Origin of the sequence: Streptomyces sp. JH34, from assembly GCF_029428875.1 — a bacterium.
GTDB lineage: Bacteria > Actinomycetota > Actinomycetes > Streptomycetales > Streptomycetaceae > Streptomyces.
The window spans coordinates 592,695-610,354 of sequence record NZ_JAJSOO010000001.1; the positions used below are offsets into that span (position 1 = coordinate 592,695).

12 protein-coding genes are annotated in these 17,660 nt (G+C 71.9%); 7 read left to right on the forward strand and 5 right to left on the reverse strand.

Annotated features, from left to right (window positions below; genetic code table 11):
* Window positions 1-94: 94 nt before the first annotated feature.
* The 4 genes from LWJ43_RS02880 to LWJ43_RS02895 are packed head-to-tail and all read left to right on the forward strand — an operon-like array spanning window position 95 to window position 5,287.
* Complete coding sequence (locus tag LWJ43_RS02880; protein WP_277330677.1) at window positions 95-1,384, forward strand: ATP-grasp domain-containing protein; 1,290 nt, start codon at window positions 95-97, stop codon at window positions 1,382-1,384.
* Window positions 1,381-2,559 carry a GNAT family N-acetyltransferase gene (locus LWJ43_RS02885; RefSeq protein ID WP_277330678.1) on the forward strand — a complete coding sequence of 393 codons (1,179 nt, stop codon included), beginning with the start codon at window positions 1,381-1,383 and terminating at the stop codon, window positions 2,557-2,559. The genes LWJ43_RS02880 and LWJ43_RS02885 overlap by 4 nt, the downstream gene beginning before the upstream one ends.
* Window positions 2,556-4,259 carry an ABC transporter substrate-binding protein gene (locus LWJ43_RS02890; protein ID WP_277330679.1) on the forward strand — a complete coding sequence of 568 codons (1,704 nt, stop codon included), beginning with the start codon at window positions 2,556-2,558 and terminating at the stop codon, window positions 4,257-4,259. Before LWJ43_RS02885 ends, LWJ43_RS02890 begins: the two co-directional genes overlap by 4 nt.
* Window positions 4,256-5,287, forward strand: coding sequence for a GNAT family N-acetyltransferase (locus tag LWJ43_RS02895; protein WP_277330680.1), 1,032 nt, complete (start codon window positions 4,256-4,258; stop codon window positions 5,285-5,287). The genes LWJ43_RS02890 and LWJ43_RS02895 overlap by 4 nt, the downstream gene beginning before the upstream one ends.
* Here LWJ43_RS02895 and LWJ43_RS02900 read toward each other — a convergent pair.
* Genes LWJ43_RS02900 through LWJ43_RS02915 form a run of 4 tightly spaced genes read right to left on the reverse strand, consistent with a single transcriptional unit; the run spans window position 5,239 to window position 8,994 of the window.
* On the reverse strand, window positions 5,239-6,219 hold the full coding sequence (locus LWJ43_RS02900; RefSeq protein ID WP_277330681.1) for an EamA family transporter: 981 nt from the start codon (window positions 6,217-6,219) through the stop codon (window positions 5,239-5,241). The two genes, LWJ43_RS02895 and LWJ43_RS02900, sit on opposite strands and share 49 nt — an antisense overlap.
* Entirely contained in the window at window positions 6,216-7,517 is a 1,302-nt protein-coding gene (locus tag LWJ43_RS02905) for a Cpe/LpqF family protein (protein ID WP_277330682.1), read from the reverse strand. The genes LWJ43_RS02900 and LWJ43_RS02905 overlap by 4 nt, the downstream gene beginning before the upstream one ends.
* 35 nt (window positions 7,518-7,552) lie before the next feature.
* Window positions 7,553-7,765: a ferredoxin gene (locus LWJ43_RS02910; RefSeq protein ID WP_277330683.1), complete on the reverse strand. Its 213-nt coding sequence runs from the start codon at window positions 7,763-7,765 to the stop codon at window positions 7,553-7,555.
* On the reverse strand, window positions 7,762-8,994 hold the full coding sequence (locus LWJ43_RS02915; protein WP_277330684.1) for a cytochrome P450: 1,233 nt from the start codon (window positions 8,992-8,994) through the stop codon (window positions 7,762-7,764). Before LWJ43_RS02915 ends, LWJ43_RS02910 begins: the two co-directional genes overlap by 4 nt.
* A gap of 245 nt (window positions 8,995-9,239) precedes the next feature.
* Here LWJ43_RS02915 and LWJ43_RS02920 point away from each other — a divergent pair, with 245 nt between their 5' ends.
* Both LWJ43_RS02920 and LWJ43_RS02925 read left to right on the forward strand, forming a co-directional pair.
* Window positions 9,240-9,983 (forward strand): SDR family oxidoreductase, encoded by a 744-nt coding sequence (locus LWJ43_RS02920; protein ID WP_277330685.1) that lies wholly within the window; start codon window positions 9,240-9,242, stop codon window positions 9,981-9,983.
* A 162-nt stretch (window positions 9,984-10,145) separates the two neighbouring features.
* Window positions 10,146-11,615, forward strand: coding sequence for a LysR family transcriptional regulator (locus LWJ43_RS02925; protein ID WP_277330686.1), 1,470 nt, complete (start codon window positions 10,146-10,148; stop codon window positions 11,613-11,615).
* 68 nt (window positions 11,616-11,683) lie between these two features.
* Here the strand turns inward: LWJ43_RS02925 and LWJ43_RS02930 are convergent, their stop codons facing one another.
* Window positions 11,684-13,345, reverse strand: a complete 1,662-nt coding sequence (locus LWJ43_RS02930) for an ABC transporter substrate-binding protein (protein WP_277330687.1) — start codon at window positions 13,343-13,345, stop codon at window positions 11,684-11,686.
* Between the two features lie 311 nt (window positions 13,346-13,656).
* On the opposite strand from LWJ43_RS02930, the gene LWJ43_RS02935 reads away from it, so the two are divergent.
* Entirely contained in the window at window positions 13,657-17,649 is a 3,993-nt protein-coding gene (locus tag LWJ43_RS02935) for a golvesin C-terminal-like domain-containing protein (protein WP_277330688.1), read from the forward strand.
* The last annotated feature ends 11 nt before the right edge of the window (window positions 17,650-17,660 follow it).

The following is a 17,660-nucleotide window of genomic DNA, read 5'->3' on the forward strand; positions in this document are numbered from 1 at the left end:
CCGAGACATGGCACAGCCGGCCCGGGGACGGTTCAACTGAATCCCGAGAACCCGGAACCGGTCGACTGCACATCACCCACACGGGAGGCGTCCGATGACAACACCTCTGGCCGATTACGCACAGTTCGCCGGAAAACGGATCGCGATCGTCGAGCACATGCAGAACCACCCCTTCGTCCTGGGGCTGCGGCAGGCCCAGGAACACGGCCTGGAGGTGTGGCTGCTGACGGGTGACCGGTCCTGGTACACCCACGGGCACGACTGGGACACCCATCCGCTGGCCATCGTGGACCGGGTGATCGACGTCGACACCACAGACCTCGACGCCGTGCTGGCGGTCGTCACCGGTGAGGACGGCGCTCCCCTGGTCCACGGTCTCACCTCGTTCTCCGACTACCACACCGAGCTCGCCGCTCACGCCGCCCGCCGGCTCGGTCTGCCCGGTCCCGATCCGGCCGCCGTACGCACGGCCAACATCAAGGACCACCTGCGGATCGCGCTCGGCGACGAGCCGTTCAACATCCCGCATGTGCTGGTCGGGCATCGCGGCCAGCTCGACGAGGCCGCCCGCCGCCTCGGGTTCCCGATGATCGCCAAGCCCCCGGCGGAGGCGATCAGTTACGGGGTGCGCAGGGTCGACGACATGGAGGGGCTCGTCGAGGCGTGGGAGGAGCTGTCCGCCGTGCGGCACAGCCTGCGGGGCCAGCCGCGCAGCGGTGACGTCCTGCTGGAGCAGTACGTCGAGGGCGAGGAGGTCAGCGTCGAGACGATGACCGTGGACGGGCACACCCACGTCTTCGGCGTCACCTCCAAGGACCTCTTCGGCGACCCCGCCTACATCGAGTGCGGGCACACCTTCCCCGTGCCGCTCGCCGACGACGAGCGCGACGAGCTGTACCACGTGGTCCGCACGACCCTGGAGATGATCGGCTACCGGCACGGCCCCTGCCACACCGAGGTCCGTCGTACCGAGTCCGGCTGGCGGATCATCGAGGCCAACCCCCGCACCCCGTCGAGCTGCATGACGATGCTGGTGACCGACGTGACCGGACGCAGCCCGATCCTGGACGCCTGGCTGCTCACCATCGGCGTCACCCCGCCGATCGAGCCGGTCGTGCACCGCGGCGGCGCCGCGGTCCGCATGATCTACCCCACCCGGCGCGGGACCCTCTCGCACATCGACGGTCTGGAGGCCGCGGCGGCGGTGGAGAACGTCCAGGTGCTGCTGCACGTGGAGAAGGGCGACCATCTGCTGCAGCGCATGGACAACTCCTCCTGCGTCGGCTTCACCTACTGCAACGGCCCGGACCGGGTCGCCGCGCAGGAGCTCGCGGACAAGGCGGCCGCGCTGCTGGACTTCGTCGTCGAGGAAGACCTCCGGTGAGCCCGTATACCGAGGGCCCGGACGCCCAGGGCCCGGACGCCGTACGGGCGGTGGCGGACGCGGCCGGGCTGGAGGCCGCGGGCTGGAGCTCGCTGCCGGGGGCTGAGGACTTCTTCCAGACCCCGCGGTGGCTCGCCGTGCAGGAGGTCAACTCGGGTACGGCCATGGACTTCCTGGTGCGTGAACGGGGCGGAGCGCCGGTCGCCGGGCTGGTGACGGCGTGGGCCGACGCGTCCGTCGCGTGGCTGCTCGCCCGGCCGGACGCCATGCTGCGACGCGCGCTGGAGCAGGAGGTTCCCGAAGCGGCCGGTGTGCTGCGCGACGTCGCCGGGGGCGACCCGGACCGGCTGCTGCCCTCCCTGGTGTGCGGGGGGCGGCACCTGGGGCGCACCAGGACGCTCGCCTCTCCCGAGGCCACCACGGAGGATCTCGCCGCGCTGCTGGAGAGGGCCGAGGCGATGGCGGCGGACCGCGGAGCGGCCACCGTCTGCTTCCCGCACGTCGATGTGCGGGACACGTCGCTCACCGCTCTGCTGGAGAGCCGCGGCTACCGCCACCACCCCTCCGACCACTACGCCTGGCTGGACATCCCGCCGGGCGGCTTCGAGCAGTTCGTCGAGGAGATGAGCGCCCATCGCCGCCGCCGGGTGCGCCTGGAACGCAGGGCGCTGGCGGAGGCCGGGGTCGAGGTGAACGTCGAGCCGCTGACGCAGGCGCTCTGCCCCCGCCTCGGAGAACTCGACGCCAACCTCCTGCGCAAGTACGGGAATCCGGCCAGCGACGAGGGCTCCGCCCGGATGATCGGGCGGATCGCCGAGATCATGGGCGACGACGTCCTGGTGTCCGTGGCCCGGCAGCGCGGCAGCATCATCGGCTTCGGCATGGTGCTGCGGTCCCGGGCGCGGGGCGAGGAGCAGTGGTACGGCCACCGGGCGGGGTTCGACTACGAGGCCCAGGGCAAGCTGCCGCTCTACTACGACGTCCTGTACTACCAGGTGCTGGACGCCGCGGCGAAGGAGGGCGCCACCGTCCTGCACGCAGGGATCGGCAGCGTCAAGGCGAAGCTGGCCCGTGGCTGCCAGGCCAGCGAGCAGCGCTCCTACCTGCTGCCGACACCCCGAACCGAGGGCGCCGCCCTCTCGCCCGCCGACGACCGGGAGACGACCGAGCGATGAGCGACGCCACGAACTTCCAGGAAGGCGCCGGCTGGAACGCCGCCGTAGGGGCGAAGGTCGCTCCCTCCGACCGGCGCGGGGGGACCCTGCGGCTGGTCTCCTCGGCCGACGTCGACTCCCTCGACCCGGCACGGACCTACTACGTCTGGGTGTGGCTGCTCCAGCGCCTCCTCAACCGCACACTGATGGCGTACCCCACCGACCCCGGGCCGGCCGGCCTGGTGCCCGTGCCGGACCTCGCCGAGGGGCCCGGAGTGGCGACCGACGGCAACCGGACCTGGACCTACCGGCTCCGCGAGGGCGTCCTCTTCGACGACGGCACTCCGGTGACCTCGGCCGACGTACGGTACGCGGTGCAGCGGATCTTCGCCCAGGACGTGCTGTCGGGCGGGCCCACCTATCTGGTGCCCCTCCTGGACGACCCGGACCGCCCGTACGCCGGGCCCTACCGGGACGGCGTCGGGGGGCTGCCCTCCGTGCTGACGCCCGACGAGCGCACGATCGTGTTCCGGCTGCGGTCCCCGTTCTCCGACTTCGACCACCTGATGGCCCAGCCGTGCGTCTCCCCCGTGCCACGGCACGCCGACACCGGGGCACGCTACGGCGAGGACCCGCGCTGCACCGGCCCGTACCGGGTCGCCGGGCACCGGCCGGGCAGCAGGCTCCTGCTGGAACGCAACCCCCACTGGGACCGGGCCACCGACCCCGTGCGGCCGGCGCTGCCCGACAGGGTGGACGTCACCATCGGCCTCGACCCGGACGACATGGACGAGCGCCTGACGGCCGGGGAGTTCGACATCAACCTGGAGGGCCGGGGCCTCCAGCACGCAGCCCAGAACCGCCTGGCCGACGATCCGGTGCTGCGCTCACGCACCGACAACCCGAAGACCAGCTTCCTGCACTTCGTCTCGCTCCAGCCGCACGTCCCGCCCTTCGACAACGTGCACGTGCGGCGGGCCGTGCACTACGCGGCCGACAAGATCCTCCTCCAGGAGGCGCGCGGCGGCCCGGTCACCGGGGGTGATCTGACCACGGTGCTCTTCCCGCCGGGGCTCCCGTCCCATCAGGCGCTGGACCGCTATCCGACCGGCCCTGACCTGCGGGGCGACCTCGACGCGGCCCGCGCCGAACTCCGGGCCGCGGGGCTGCCCGACGGCTTCGACGCCGTCATCGGCACCCAGCGCGGCAAGTTCCGGCTGGTCGCCGACGCGGTCGTGGAGTCCGTCGCCCGTGTCGGCATCCGGCTGACCGTCAAGGAGCTGGACGTGGCGACGTACTTCAGTCAGGGCGCAGGCTCACCGGAGACGATCCGCAAGCACGGCCTCGGCATGATCGTGACCGACTGGGGCGCCGACTTCCCCACCGAGTACGGCTTCCTCGCCCCTCTGGTCGACGGCCGGCTGATCCGCCCCGGCGGCGGCAACTGGAACATCGCCGAGCTCGACGACCCGAAGGTCAACGAGCTGATCGACACCGGGCTGCACACCGCCGACCCCGCCGCGCGCACGGAACTGTGGCGCGAGGTGGAGCGGCGGGTCATGGACCACGCGGTGATCCTGCCGCTGGTCCACGACAAGACCCTGCACCACCGGGGCCCCCGCGCCACCAACGTCTTCGTCCACCCCGCCTTCGGCCTGTACGACATCCAGGCCATGGGCGTCACCGACACCCGCACCGACCGGGAGACCGACACCGTATGAACGACACAGCAGCGGACCTCCGCTTCGTCCCGCTGGACGCCGACGACGCCCCCACGGTGGACGCCTGGCTCCGGCTGACCGTGGACAGCGCCGAGGACGTGCCCCTGTCCGCCGCGCCTCACTGCGCGGCGGACCTGACCGGTTCGGTGCGCTTCGCACCGCCGGACACCTCGATGGCCGGGGAGGTCGCGTTCCTGGACGGGCAGGCGGTGGGCGCGCTCCGGCTCGTGTTCCCCGACGGGGCGCCGGTCGCCGTGGTCGACCAGTTGCTGACCGCGCCGAAGGAGCGCCGCCAGGGCATAGGGTCCGCGCTGTTCGGGCGGGCCCGCGCGCTGGCCGCGGAGCACGGCCGCACCCTCCTGGTCGCGGACGTGGTCCAGGCACTGCCCGGAGGGCCCGCACGGCACGAGGGTCCCGCCGCGTTCGCGGCCGCGCTGGGCGCCGCCGTGTCCGACGGCCCCGAGGGCGTCCACCAGTGGCTCGACCTGGACCGTCACGACCCCTCAGCCGGCGGTGTCCCCGAAGTCCCGTCCGGCTACCGGCTCCGGAGGTGGGGGACGATCACCCCGGACGACCTCGCCATCGCGGTCTCCGAGCTCGGCCAGTCGCTCGGCGAGAGCCTGCCGGAGACCTGGGGCCAGGGGCCCGACGCGGTCCGCACCAGCCATGTGCGGCGGTACGAGCGGATGCGCGTCGGCCGTGGACGGCGCGCCTACCACGTGGGCGCGGTCCACGAGGCGACCGGCGAACTCGCCGGATTCACCAGTGCGTCCAAGACCACCGGCAACCCGGAGCACCTCCTCCAGGGCATGACCGTGGTGGCCTCGGCGCACCGCGGTCATGGCCTGGGTCTCGTGCTGAAGCTCGCGAACCTCGCCCATGTGCGTGAGTACGAGCCACGCGTGCGGCTGATCGAGACGGCGAACGCGGACAGCAACCGTCCGATGATCGCCCTCAACGAGGCGATGGGCTTCGTGCCTCAGGAGCGCTTCGTCTCCTGGGAGGCGCCGGTCGACCCCGCTGTCTGAGTGTCCGCCGGCCGCTCCCCGCCCCCTTCGGGGACGCGGGGAGCGGCCATGCGCTCACGCGCGAAGCGCGGCAGCCAGCCGGTGCCCAGCAGCACCCCGGCGACGACGACGGCTCCACCCGCCACCGCCCATCCGGTGGGCCGCTCGTCCAGCGCGAGCCAGGCGCCGGCCAGACCGACCACCGGCACCAGCATCGAGAACGGCGCGACGACCCCGGCCGGGTAGCGCTTCAGCAGCGCCGTCCAGATCCCGGAGCCGACGACGCTGCCCAGCACCGCGATGTAGACGAGTGCGACGAGGCCCGGCCAGCCGTCGGGCCCGAAGGCGGACCCCAGCGCCCGCCATCCCGTGGCCGGCCCCTCCATCACCGCGGACAGCGTCAGCAGCGGCAGCGGCGGGATCACCGCCATCCACAGGGCGAACCGCAGCGGATACTCCGGCTTCGCCTGCCGGCTGGCCAGGTTGCCCACCGCCCAGCCGAGGGCGGCCAGCACGGTCAGCACCAGAGGCAGCAGCGGCGCCGTCCGCGCCCTGTCCACCGCGATCACCACCATCCCCGCCACGGCCATCCCGATACCGGCCAGTTGGCGCCCGGACACACGCTCACGCAGCAGCAGCGCGCCCAGCAGCACCGTGAACGGCGCCGACGCCTGCACCACCACGGACGCCAGACCGGACGGCATGCCCTGCTCGATGGCGAGGAACAGCAGCCCGAACTGGGCCACTCCGAAGCCGAGTCCGTATCCGAGCAGCCAGCGCAGCGGCACCTTCGGGCGGGGCACGAACAGGATCACCGGCACCGCGAGCACCAGGTAGCGCAGCGCCGCCAGGAAGAACGGCGGGAAGTGGTCGAGGCCGACCCGCACCGCGAGGAAGTTCAGCCCCCAGAGCACGGCCACCAGCACCGCCAGCGAACGGTCCCTGGCGGTCACCGGGAGGTGCCGGAGAGCAGACCGGACTCGATGACGCGGCCGCCCATGCCCCGCAGGAACTGCCCGTCACCGATGAGCTTCTGGTCGTCGGCGCGCTGCTGGAGCACCAGCGTGAAACGGACGCCGTCGGGGTCCTCCAGGAGCCAGCAGAACATCATGACACCGGGGCACGAGCCGCCCTTGAACACGACGCGAGGCCAGCGGGCCGGATCGACCGGGACCCCCGGGTAGGCGGTCAGGATGCCCTCGACGACCCCGCTCGTGTCCCGTGTCCCGTCCTCGGCCAGCGCGCCCAGCACCCGTGCGACGTCCCAGGCGCTCATGTGCCAGTCCAGCCCCCGCTGGTGCACGGTCGGGCCGAGGTCGGAGCCGCGCACGGTCATGGGGCCGGCGATCCGGTCCAGCAGGAGTCTGCGTCCCTCCTCGTCCGCCGCGTCCCACTCGTCCCGCAGCCCGGGGGCGCCCCAGCCGATCTCGAAGACCTCATGGCTCGACAGGAACGGCCGCAGCAGCGAAGGATCGCTGTGCCCGCCCTGCTCGACCGCCCGTTCCACTGCGTCCCGGCCGAGGAGGTCCTGGATCAGGTCGGCGGCGGTGTTGTCACTCATCGCGATCATCTTGTACGCCGTCTCGCGCACCGCGACCCGGGTGCCGTCCGGCAGTTCCTGCATGTCCCCGGTGGGGAGGCTGCGCAGCGCCGGTGTCACCGTCACCTCGTCGTCCCACCGGACGGCGCCGGAGGCGACCGCGTGCGCCAGGGCCCGCATCAGGTACAGCTTGTACGAGGAGCCGTTGGGCATGGGCCGGTCGGCGTCCTTGGCGTACAGCGTCTCGGTCGTGCCGCCCGCCTCGCGGGTCACCAGCGCCGACCAGGTCACCCCCGGCTGCTCCAGGGCTCCCGCGAGGTCGTCCCATCCGTGTACCGGAGGGGTGACCGTCTCCGGGCCCAGGTGCAGTACGCGGATCAGCCCGGTGGAGTCGAGCGTCAGCGACAGGGTGGAGCGGGTCCCCGACGGGCCCTGAAGGGTCACCCACGACTTGTGGGCCACCGGCTGGTACTCGGTGACGGTGAACGGGCCCTGGGCGCGCCACTGTTCGAGCGTCGCGGCGAAGCCCCGCGGCTGCCGGGCGAGGAACACGGGGACGAAGTGCTCGGAGTGGTCGGCCTCCGGGGGCGTCTCGGCGGTCAGGAGGTCCACCGCCCAGGCGGTGCGGCGCCCGAGTGGGCTGCCGTCGGCGTCGAGCGCGGCCTGCGCGCCGGGGCGGAGGGAGGCGTCGGAACCGGGCAGATCGATCATCATCGCTCCTCGACGGCCGTTGCCGGCCGGTGGTGTCAGTCCTCGGTGACCGTGATGGCCGTGCACGGGCAGAGGTCGGCGCACAGCCTGACCGTCTCGTGCAGTTCGGGCGGTGGTCCGGCCTGGAGCAGGACGACGGTGCCGCTGTCCTCGTCCTGGCCGAAGACCCGGGGTTCCGTCGCCGCGCACCGGCCCATGGCGCAGCAGGCGTCCGTGTCCACGGAGACGCGGAGCCGGCCGGGGCTCACCACGTCACCGGGAGCGCGCCGAGCCCATAGCTGGACACCTCGTGGCGGAAGTCCAGGTCGGCGAAGGGGACGGCGAGGCGGGCGCCGGGCATCCAGCGCAGCACGGCGGACAGCATCTCCTCCAGCTCCACCTTGGCCAGCCACTGGCCCAGGCACTGGTGGATGCCGTGGCCGAAGGCGACATGGCGGCGGGCGTCGCGGGCCGGGTCCAGGGTGTCGGGGTCGGGGAAGACCGCCTCGTCGCGGTTGCCTGCCGAGAGGGACACGACCACTCCCTCGCCGGCCCGGATCGTCACGTCGCCCACTTCCACGTCCTCCAGCGCCGCGCGGGCGAGGCCGTTCTGGACGATGGAGTGGTAGCGCAGCAGTTCCTCGACCGCCTTCGGCAGCAGTTCCGGGTCCTTGGCCAGGGTGTCGGCCAGCCCCTGGTCGGTGACCAGGCTCAGCAGGCTGAGACTGGCCTGGCTGGTGGTCGTCCCGTGCCCGGCGACCAGCAGCAGGCGGCACATCGGGACCATCTCCTCGACGGTGAGGTTCCCCGTGCGCACCTGGTCGACGACGAGACGGCTCAGCAGGTCGTCGCCGGGCTCGGGCATCCGCATGCGTTCCTCGACCACGTCGCGCAGCAGGCCGTCCAGCTCGTCGCGGGCGGCGGCGACCTGTGCGGGCGGGTAGCCGCGGTCGATGAGGATGCCCGCACGGTTCTCGATCAGCTCGCGCTGCTCGTCGGACACACCGAAGAGCAGGGCGATGACCCGGGAGGGGACGGGGATCGTCAGCCCGCGCACCAGATCCACCGGGCGCTCGCCCCGGGTCAGTTCGCCGAGCATCTCGTCCAGGTGCTCCCGCAGCACGGGCCGCATCGCCTCGGCCCTGCCGTGCAGGAAGTCGCGGGTGAGCATGGACCGCAGCCGTGAGTGGTCGGGGTCGTCCATACGGATGAAGGACGCGGTGTGGGGCTTGTCCCGCACCAGGGGGGACGTGGTCGTCATCATCGGGAAGCCGGGCGCGCTGGTCACCGCGGTGAACCTGCGGTCGCCCAGCACCGCGCGGACGTGCGGGTGCGCGGTGACCAGCCACACCTGGCTGCCGTCCCACATCGTGATGCGGCTCGCGGCCGGACCGGACCTCAGCAGTGCGAGCGGCGGCGGCGGATCGACCGGGGAGACGCGTTCCATCGGGTAGGACGGCACGGCGGTCATCTTCGGGGATGCTGCGTCCTGCGTCATGGGGTCCCACCTATCGCTGCACGGGCATGCCGACGTGAAGTAGCGGGCCCATCCTCACCGCCCGTCCCGCGCCACCCCCTTCGGGGCGGGCCGACCCGCATAACCGGCCACGAACGCACATAACCGCGGGCGCCGGAAGGCGTTCACCTGCTGTCGGACCGGCTGGTACGTTCGGCGCGCCGTACCGTCGGACGCCTTTCGGCCGGATTCCCGCTCCGGCCCACCACCCCGAGAACGAGGACCACATGAGTTCATCGCTAGAGGGACACGTCGCACTCGTCACAGGAGCAGGCTCAGGAATCGGCCGGGCAACCGCCCGCGCCCTTGCCGCGGCTGGGGCGTCGGTCGCCGTCGCCGGGCGGCGCGTCGACCGGCTCGAGGAACTGCGCGACGAACTGGAGGCCGCGGGCGGCACCGTCCTGGTCCTCGAGCTGGACGTCACCGACGAGCAGGCCGTGGCCGCCGCCGTGCGGTCCACGACCGAGCGGCTCGGCCGGCTCGACATCCTGGTCAACAACGCGGGGCTGATGCTGCTGGGGCCGGTGGAGGACGCCGACACCACCGACTGGACGCGGATGATGGACACCAACGTGATGGGCCTGATGTACGTGACCCACGCGGCGCTCCCCGAACTGATCAGGAACCAGGGGACGATCGTCCAGATCTCGTCCATCGCCGCCCGGGTCGTCGGACGCGGCAGCGCCGTCTACAACGCCACCAAGTTCGCCGTGAACGGGTTCAGCGAGGGGCTGCGCCAGGAGGTGACCGAACGCGGGGTGCGCGTGGTGGTCATCGAGCCGGGCACCGTGGAGACGGAACTGCGCGAGCACATCACGCACGCGCCGTCCAAGGCCGCGATCACCGAACGGGTGTCGAAGATCCGTCAGTTGCAGAGTGAGGACATCGCCGACGCGGTGCTGTACGCGGTCACCGCTCCCCCGCACGCGACGGTCAACGAGATCTTCATCCGGCCCACCGACCAGGCCTGAACGGTCCGTCCGGCGGGCGCCCCTCGGTGGGGTGCCCGCCGTCGTGCTGTCCGGGGCACGGGGTGAGAGGAGCGAGCGAAGAGAACGCCTGCCTAACGTGAGCCGCATCAGGCCGTCACAGGTGAAGAAGAGGCGTCATCCATAACCGTAAGGAAGCCGTCCGTGCCTTCTGCGATACACGTGCCCTCCGTTCCCGACCGGTCGACGCGCTTGCCCCTGTCGCGTCCGGATCTTCGACTGCTGGACGCGATCGGACAGTGCGGCGACCTCGCCGAAGCGGCCCGCAGGGCGGGGCTGAGAGCACCGGCCGCCGAGCGGCGGCTCGAGAGGCTGGACCAGGCGACCGGGCTGCGGCTCACGCTGCGGGACGCGCGTACCGCCCGGCTGAGCGCGGACGGCACCCGGGTGCTCGTGGCGGGGCGGCGCTTCTTCCGGCAGGTCGACCAGGCCGTCCAGACCGAGATCTACGGACGCGGCACCGAGGCCCTGAACGCGCCCCGCATCCTGGACATCGCCACCGCAGAGCCGCTGATGGAGGATCTGGTCGAGGACGCGGCCGACTCCCTGGGCATCCTTCTGTCGGTCAGTCACGACACGCCCCTCCAGGTCCTCAGGCAGCTCGACGGCTACCGGGTGGACGCGGCGCACACGTGGGGCCTCGACACCCTTGCGCACGCGGTCGACCGCGCCGTGCGCACCTACGACGTGCTCGACGACCCTCTCTGGGTGACCCTGCCCGTCGGGCATCCGCTGGCGGGGCGGGACACCGTCTCCCTCGCCGATCTGCGCGAGGAGAACTGGGTGTCGGAGGCCGGCCCCCGTGGGGAGGTGCTGGTCAGCCGCGTCTACCAGTCGGCCGGTCTCACTCCGCCCGCCCGCATCCAGGTCGCCGGGGCCTCGGTGGCGCGGGGGATGCTGCGCCGCGGTGACGCCGTCGGGCTGGGTTCACCGGCCTGTCCGGCCGTGTTCGCCCCCTCGCTGGTGCGCCGTTCGCTGAGCGAACGGCCACGGCGGGCCGCCGGCCTCCTGGTCGATCCGGCCGTCGTCCCCGGAGCGCTCGCCCAGCAGCTGGCCGCGTTGCTCACGGACCGCTGCCTCAGCAGGTTCACCGAGCGGCACGGGGATCTGCTGCGCGATCCGTGGTGGGCGGACTGGCTGTGCGGGCAGCGGGCGGAGCTGGTCCGGCGCACCGAGGAGGCCGCGCAGAGTCTCCGGACCCCGCCGGCGCTGCCGGCCGAGTCGGCCCAGATCGATGTGGAGGACCTCCATCTGCTGCGGGCGGTGGCGGACCACGGCAGCATCAACCGCGCCGCGGCGGTCCTCTCGATCAGTCAGTCGGCTCTCACCCGGCGCATCCACCGCCTGGAACTCCGGCTCGGGGCACGCCTGTTGCTGCGCAGCTCACGCGGTACGGACCTGACGGCACCGACCCGGCAGTTCCTGGGCCGGCTGGCGGTCTTCGAGGCCGGACTGCACGCGGTGGGCCTCGCTGGCCAGGGGGAGGTCGTGCCGGCGGCGGAACCGGGCGGCGGCACGGAGCGCCGTGGGCTCCGCTCCCCCCTGGCCGGCGCGGGGCGTCCGGGCCGGTCCGAGCGCGGCGTGGCACGGCCGGCGGTCGCCGGCCGGGGCTGACTGCGGGGCGGCGGCGACAGAGCGGCGGGGGCGGCGCGCGGAGTCCGCGTGCCGCCCCCGCCGGTCGGTCACTTCGCGCCGAGCGCCACGTAGTCGTACATCCCGAAGGACCCGGTGACGAACACGTTGCGGGCGTCCGGGTGGCGGTAGAGGAGCGAGCGCGGGTAGAGGTAGGGGACGATCACGGCGTGGTCCATGGTCAGCCGGTCGATCCGGTGCCAGATGGCCGCGCGTTCCGCGGGGTCCCCGCTCACGGCTCCCCGGTCCAGGAGACCGTTGATCTCCGGGTCGTCGAGTTCGCCCATGTTCTGGTTGCCGCGCTCCTTGATCGCGCGCCCGTCGACGATCTGCTGGAAGAAGCCGTACCCGTCGGGGAAGTCCGCCCCCCAGCCGAACATGATGATCCCGATGCCGTGTTCGCGCAGGTACTCGGGGCTGCCGCCGTAGCGGTCGAAGTAGTCGCCGGACGGGAAGTCCAGCACCTCGGCCTCGATGCCCACCCGCGCGAGCCCCGCCGACAGCGCCTCGGCCGCCCGGTACTCCTTGAGGCGGTCCTTGCGGGCGGCGATCTTCGTGCGGAACCCGTCCGGCATCCCCGCCAGGGCCAGTTCGGCACGGGCCGCCTCCAGGTCCCCGGTGCCGTCCTCTCCGACGGGGTAGCGGTCGAAGGGCTGGTAGCCGTCGATGGTCGGCGGGAGGATCGTGGTGGCGATGTCGCCGCCGACGGGCCCTCCGTACGCCTCCTGCATGGCGGCCTTGTCCGTGGCGAACTGCACCGCGCGGCGGCAGTGCACGTTGTCGAACGGTGCGATCCGGCTGGACAGGCAGTAGATCCAGGTGAAGCCGGTCAGCGGGTTGTCCGTGTTGGCCCGCAGTCCGGGGTCGGCCAGGATGCGCTCCTGGACGGCGGGCTGGACGCCGAAGCCCGCGAGGTCGATGTGCGCCTCGCCGGAGAGCAGCATCAGGTCCACCTCGTGCGGGTCCTTGCCCAGGTGCACCTCGATGCGTTCGGCCCGCTGCCGGCGTACGGGGTCGGTCCCGGGGTCCCAGTGCGGGTTGCGCTCCAGGACGACGAGTCGCCCGCGCTCGTAGGACTCGACGCGGTAGGGCCCGGTGGCGACGGGGCCGAGCCGGTATCCGATGCCGGTGTCCCGGTCCCTGGGGACCGGTGTGGTGCTCGGCATGGTGGCCAGCAGGTCCATGCCTGCGAAGGGTTCGGCCAGTCTGAGGACGAGGGTGCGGTCGTCGGGGGTCTCGACGGTGACGGGCCCGTCCACCTCGGGCTCGCGCCACGGGCCTCCGTAGTCGGTGCCCAGCAGGTGGCGGAAGTAGGTGGGGCCGACGCCCAGAACGTCCGTGCCGTAGTTGCTCCTGGCGATCGCGTACTTGACGTCTGCGGCGACGACGGGCGTGCCGTCCTCGTAGAGCAGTCCGGGACGCAGCCGGTACGTCCAGGTCCTGCCGCCGTCCGAGCTCTCGCCGAGCGACTCCGCCAGGTCGGGTACGAGCCTCTGGCCGGCCTTGCCGGGCGCGGTGTCGAAGGTGACCAGGGTCCGGCCGATCAGGCGCAGGAAGTTCCAGGTGTAGGCGTAGTACGTGTTGCCGGGGTCGAGCGAGTCGAAGTCGTCGGTGCGCACCAGGCGGAGGGTCCCGCCCAGCTCGTCGGTCGGGGCGACCACGCCGTCGACGGCGGCGTCGAAGCCGGTGGTGCCCGACTGTTCGGTCTCCATGTCCCAGCCCTTCTCGCGGTGATTTCCGCGCCATTCTGCGGGGGCCCGGAGCTCCTGGACGGTGCGCGGGGGCACGGGCGCATAGCCGAGGGCCGGTCGGTATAGCGGGAGAGACGGGTGAGAGGGAGTGGAGAGCCGCGGCTGATGTGCTCGCGTCCCCCCACGCGCGAAGCGGACGCCCGCTTCCCCCCACGCGCGACGCGGGCGTACGCACGAGAGGCGAGCAGAACGTGTCCCGAAGAAAAAGATGGCATATACCTGTCATAACCATCGCCGCGACGGCACTCCTGGCGGGCTACCCGTCGCTGTCGGTGGCCAAGACCCCCACCCCTCCCCCGGGTGCCGCCCAGGGCTGGTCCCAGAAGGACGAGGCGAAGGCCGCGAAGCCCGGTCCCGCCGAGCTCCCCGAGGCCGTACCCGCCGAGGACCGCGCCGCCGTCCTCGGCTCCGGTCACCGCACCTCGGACGACCTGGCATGGACCACCTCGGGTGACGCCACCGGCTTCCACGTCATGGTGGCGGCGGCCGACGACGGCTACCGGTGGAAGACGGCCGCGACCCTCTCGGAACCCGGTTTCGACACCGACACCTGGATCGGGAACGCCTGCGTCACCGCCTCCGGCAAGCGTGCCGCCGTCACCTACGCGCCCCGCACCTTCACCAACAAGCCCGCGCTGCTGACCCGCGGGGCCTTCACCGCGGTCGTCGACCTGACGACCGGCGCGGTCAAGAAGCTGCCCGTCCAGTCCAGCCTGAGCTACTTCTCGCCGGGCTGCGGCACCACGGAGAAGGCGGTGTTCTCCCAGTTCTCCGACGACGAGTCGAAGCGCAACGAGACCCGTCTGATCGGGGTGGACACGGCCGCCGGCAAGACCGCGAAGCCGCTGGTCCTGCCGGGCCAGGTCACGTCCGCCGTACCCGTCGCCGACGGCTATGCCGCCGCGCAGGGCGCCCGTCTGGTCCGGGTCGGCTCCGGGGGCGACGTGCGTGTCGCCGCACGCACCGCCGGCGTCCCCTTCCAGCTCACCGCGGCCGGTGACGGCTCCGTCGTCTACATCGACCGGCCCGGTACCGCCACGAAGGCGTCGAAGAACAAGGCCACGACCGAACGGGCCGAGGTACGCCGCGCTCCGGCCTCGCTCCTCGATGCCTCCAGGGCCACCGGCACCACCCGGCGCCTGGCCACCGGCGCTCTCACCGACTTCGACCTGGCCCGCTCCGCCCGGACCGGCACGGTCTACGTCACCGGCACCGCCGAGGCCGCCGGCACCCTGCCCGCGTCCGTGCGCATGCCGGCGGGGGTGGCGAAGGACGCCGTCCTGTCCACGAAGGGCGAGGCCGCCGTCACCACGTCGTGGGCCGACGGCAAGGACTCCAGGATCTCCCCCCAGGAGGCCGCCTCGGCGCGGACCGCCCGGACCGAGATGAAGATCCTGGCGACGGGGCGCACGGTCACCCTGGACTCCAGGCCGGGCACGACGGTGGGTTCCACGGCGAAGACCGCCGGCGGACTCGCGACCTCGCCGGCACTCACCGGCGGCACCACGACGGCGGCACCGAAGCTCGCGGCCGCCTCACCGACCAATCCTGTCGAGGACGAGCGCTACTGCTCGGTCCCGCGCGGGGACGTCAAGAAGCAGGCCTTCCAGCCGACCCCGCGCCAGGTCGAGTGGGCGGTGGACCAGGCCGTGGTCGGGAAGCTCAACTCCCACATCTCCCGGGCCGCCAACTGGAAGAACACCGGGATGTCGGCCTACCAGCCGCAGTCCCTCTTCCCTCTCAAGACCATGACGGGCGACCCCAACGGCACGCCTGACGCGGCCGACGGCTACCACATCCCCGCACAGGTGATGCTGGGCGTCACCGCCCAGGAATCCAACATGTGGCAGGCCACCCGCTTCGCCGTGCCCGGCGTCACGGCGAACACGCTGATCGGCAACTACTACGGCATCAGCCATGGTTCGGACGGCCAGTCCTCGGACCCGTGGGCCATCAACTGGGCCTCCGCCGACTGCGGTTACGGCATCGTCCAGGTGACCGACGGCATGCGCAAGGCCGGTCACGAGAAGCCCGGCGAGACCGCGCTGTCCGTGCAGAAGCAGGAGGCGGTCGCCCTCGACTACACCGCCAACATCGCCGCGGGCGTCAACATCCTCGTCGACAAGTGGAACCAGACGCACGGCGCCGGCATGACCGTCAACGACGGCGGACCGGAGTACATCGAGAACTGGTTCTTCGCCCTCTGGGCGTACAACTCCGGCTTCTACCCGCAGTCCAGCGCCGGTTCGCACGGCGGCCACTGGGGTGTCGGCTACACCAACAACCCCGCCAACGCCCTCTGGAAGGCCAACCGCACCCCGTTCCTGGAGAACTCGGCGGGCGGGGACGACTACTCCCACGCCGCCCACCCGCAGGACTGGCCCTACCAGGAGAAGGTGATCGGCTGGGCCGCCCGTCCGATCTCCGCGATGTTCGCCCCGGGCGACTTCCAGCCCGGCTACCGCGCGGCCTGGTGGACGGACCCGGCCTACCGCACCTCGGCCAAGCCGCCGGTCGGAACGTTCTGCGACACCTCCAACAACTGCGACCCCAGCAAGATCAAGGACAACGACACCGACACCACCGGTGCCTGCCAGCTCAACAACCCCGCCGACGAGTTCTTCCTGCACTGCTGGTGGAACAAGAAGGCCGCCTGGAAGAACTGCGAGTCCGCGGCCACCTGCGGATTCGCCCTGCACCGCTTCGACGCCACCTATCCCGAACAGCCCGACGGCAACGCGTACCCGCCCCGGTGCTCCAGCGGACTGCCCTCCGGAACCTATGTGATCGACGACGTCGCGTCCGGGGTCACCCCTGCCGGCTCGTCCGGGCGGAGTTGCGGGGCGACGACCTCGCCGGGCACCTTCGGCTTCACCTTCAGCGCCGACGGCGCCAACTACCCGGGCAAGATCGACACCCACCAGATCGGCGCCGGCTACGGCAACCACTTCTGGTTCGGGCACACCCGGAACCAGGCGACCACCGACGGCGCCCGGATGAAGACCACCGGCACGTGGACCCTCACCAACGGCATGACCGGCTGGGCCCGGGTCTGGGTGCACCTCCCCGACCACGGGGCGCACACCCGGCAGGCCTCGTACACCGTCTCGGGGACCAACAGCACCAGCCCGGTACGCGTGACGCCGCAGCGCGTCCTGGAGAACAAGTGGGTCTCCCTCGGGGTGTTCCAGTTCACCTCCACCCCGAAGATCTCGCTCTCCACGCACTCGGCCGACGGCAGCGGGTCCGAGGACGTCGCGTGGGACGCGGCGGGCTTCCAGCCGCTGTCGGCCAAGCCCAAGGACATGGTGGTCGCGATGGGCGACTCCTACTCCTCGGGTGAGGGCGCCTCGGCCGCCGGCGGCGTCGACTACTACAAGGAGACGAACTACCGCGACGTCAGCAATCCTTCGACCCGCAACGCCTGCCACCGCTCCAAGCAGACGTGGTCCCGCCAGGCCACGATCCCGGGACGCTCGGCGTCCGTGGGCTCGATGGACGACAACCGGTCCGCGGCCATGGACTACCACCTCATCGCCTGCTCCGGCGCCCGCACCTACAACATCGCGAGCGTCGGCGAGAACGGCGAGCTGCCCCAGCTGTCCAAGGGCTACCTCGACCAGAACACCAGTCTGGTGACGATCTCCATCGGCGGGAACGACGCGCGGTTCGCCTACATCATCCAGAAGTGCATCTTCGGCGGTGTGGGCTGGCCGACCCTGTGCCAGGACCAGAAGTTCGAGGACGACGACTCCCATGTGGACGACGCGGCCTACCAGGGCCTGAACATCGGCGTGGCGGCGGAGCGGCTCGCCAAGGAGCGCGTGCGGCCGGCCATCACGGACGCGCTGAAGAAGATCCAGGCGAAGGCGCCCAACGCCAAGATCGTCCTGATGGGCTACCCTCCGCTGCTGGAGAAGTCGGGGCAGTGCATTCCCGGCATCGGCACCGGGGAGGCTCCCTGGCTGAACGGCATGGCAGCCACGCTCGCCACCGAGATGCAGGGCGCCGTGGACGACGCCAAGGCCGCCGGCACGAAGGCCTGGTACTCCAACCCCGCGCAGAACTTCGCGGGCAAGGCCGTCTGCGGTGACCCCGAGCAGGTCCACGGCATCGTGCTGGACCTGGTGCAGAGCGACGAGCCCGCGATCGACTGGCCGATCCTGCAACTCGGCGCCTCCGCACAGTCCTTCCACCCGAAGGTAGGAGGAGCCCGGCTCTACGCGGACTCACTGGAACGGACGATGCAGGGCATGGGGCTCTGATCCTCCGGCCC

Bases quoted from the DNA above. Each gene is read 5' to 3' on its own strand.
- LWJ43_RS02880 (WP_277330677.1), top strand. From the start codon at position 95: ATGACAACACCTCTGGCCGATTACGCACAGTTCGCCGGAAAACGGATC.
- LWJ43_RS02890 (WP_277330679.1), top strand. From the start codon at position 2,556: ATGAGCGACGCCACGAACTTCCAGGAAGGCGCCGGCTGGAACGCCGCC.
- LWJ43_RS02895 (WP_277330680.1), top strand. From the start codon at position 4,256: ATGAACGACACAGCAGCGGACCTCCGCTTCGTCCCGCTGGACGCCGAC.
- LWJ43_RS02905 (WP_277330682.1), bottom strand. From the start codon at position 7,517: ATGATCGATCTGCCCGGTTCCGACGCCTCCCTCCGCCCCGGCGCGCAG.
- LWJ43_RS02915 (WP_277330684.1), bottom strand. From the start codon at position 8,994: ATGACGCAGGACGCAGCATCCCCGAAGATGACCGCCGTGCCGTCCTAC.
- LWJ43_RS02920 (WP_277330685.1), top strand. From the start codon at position 9,240: ATGAGTTCATCGCTAGAGGGACACGTCGCACTCGTCACAGGAGCAGGC.
- LWJ43_RS02930 (WP_277330687.1), bottom strand. From the start codon at position 13,345: ATGGAGACCGAACAGTCGGGCACCACCGGCTTCGACGCCGCCGTCGAC.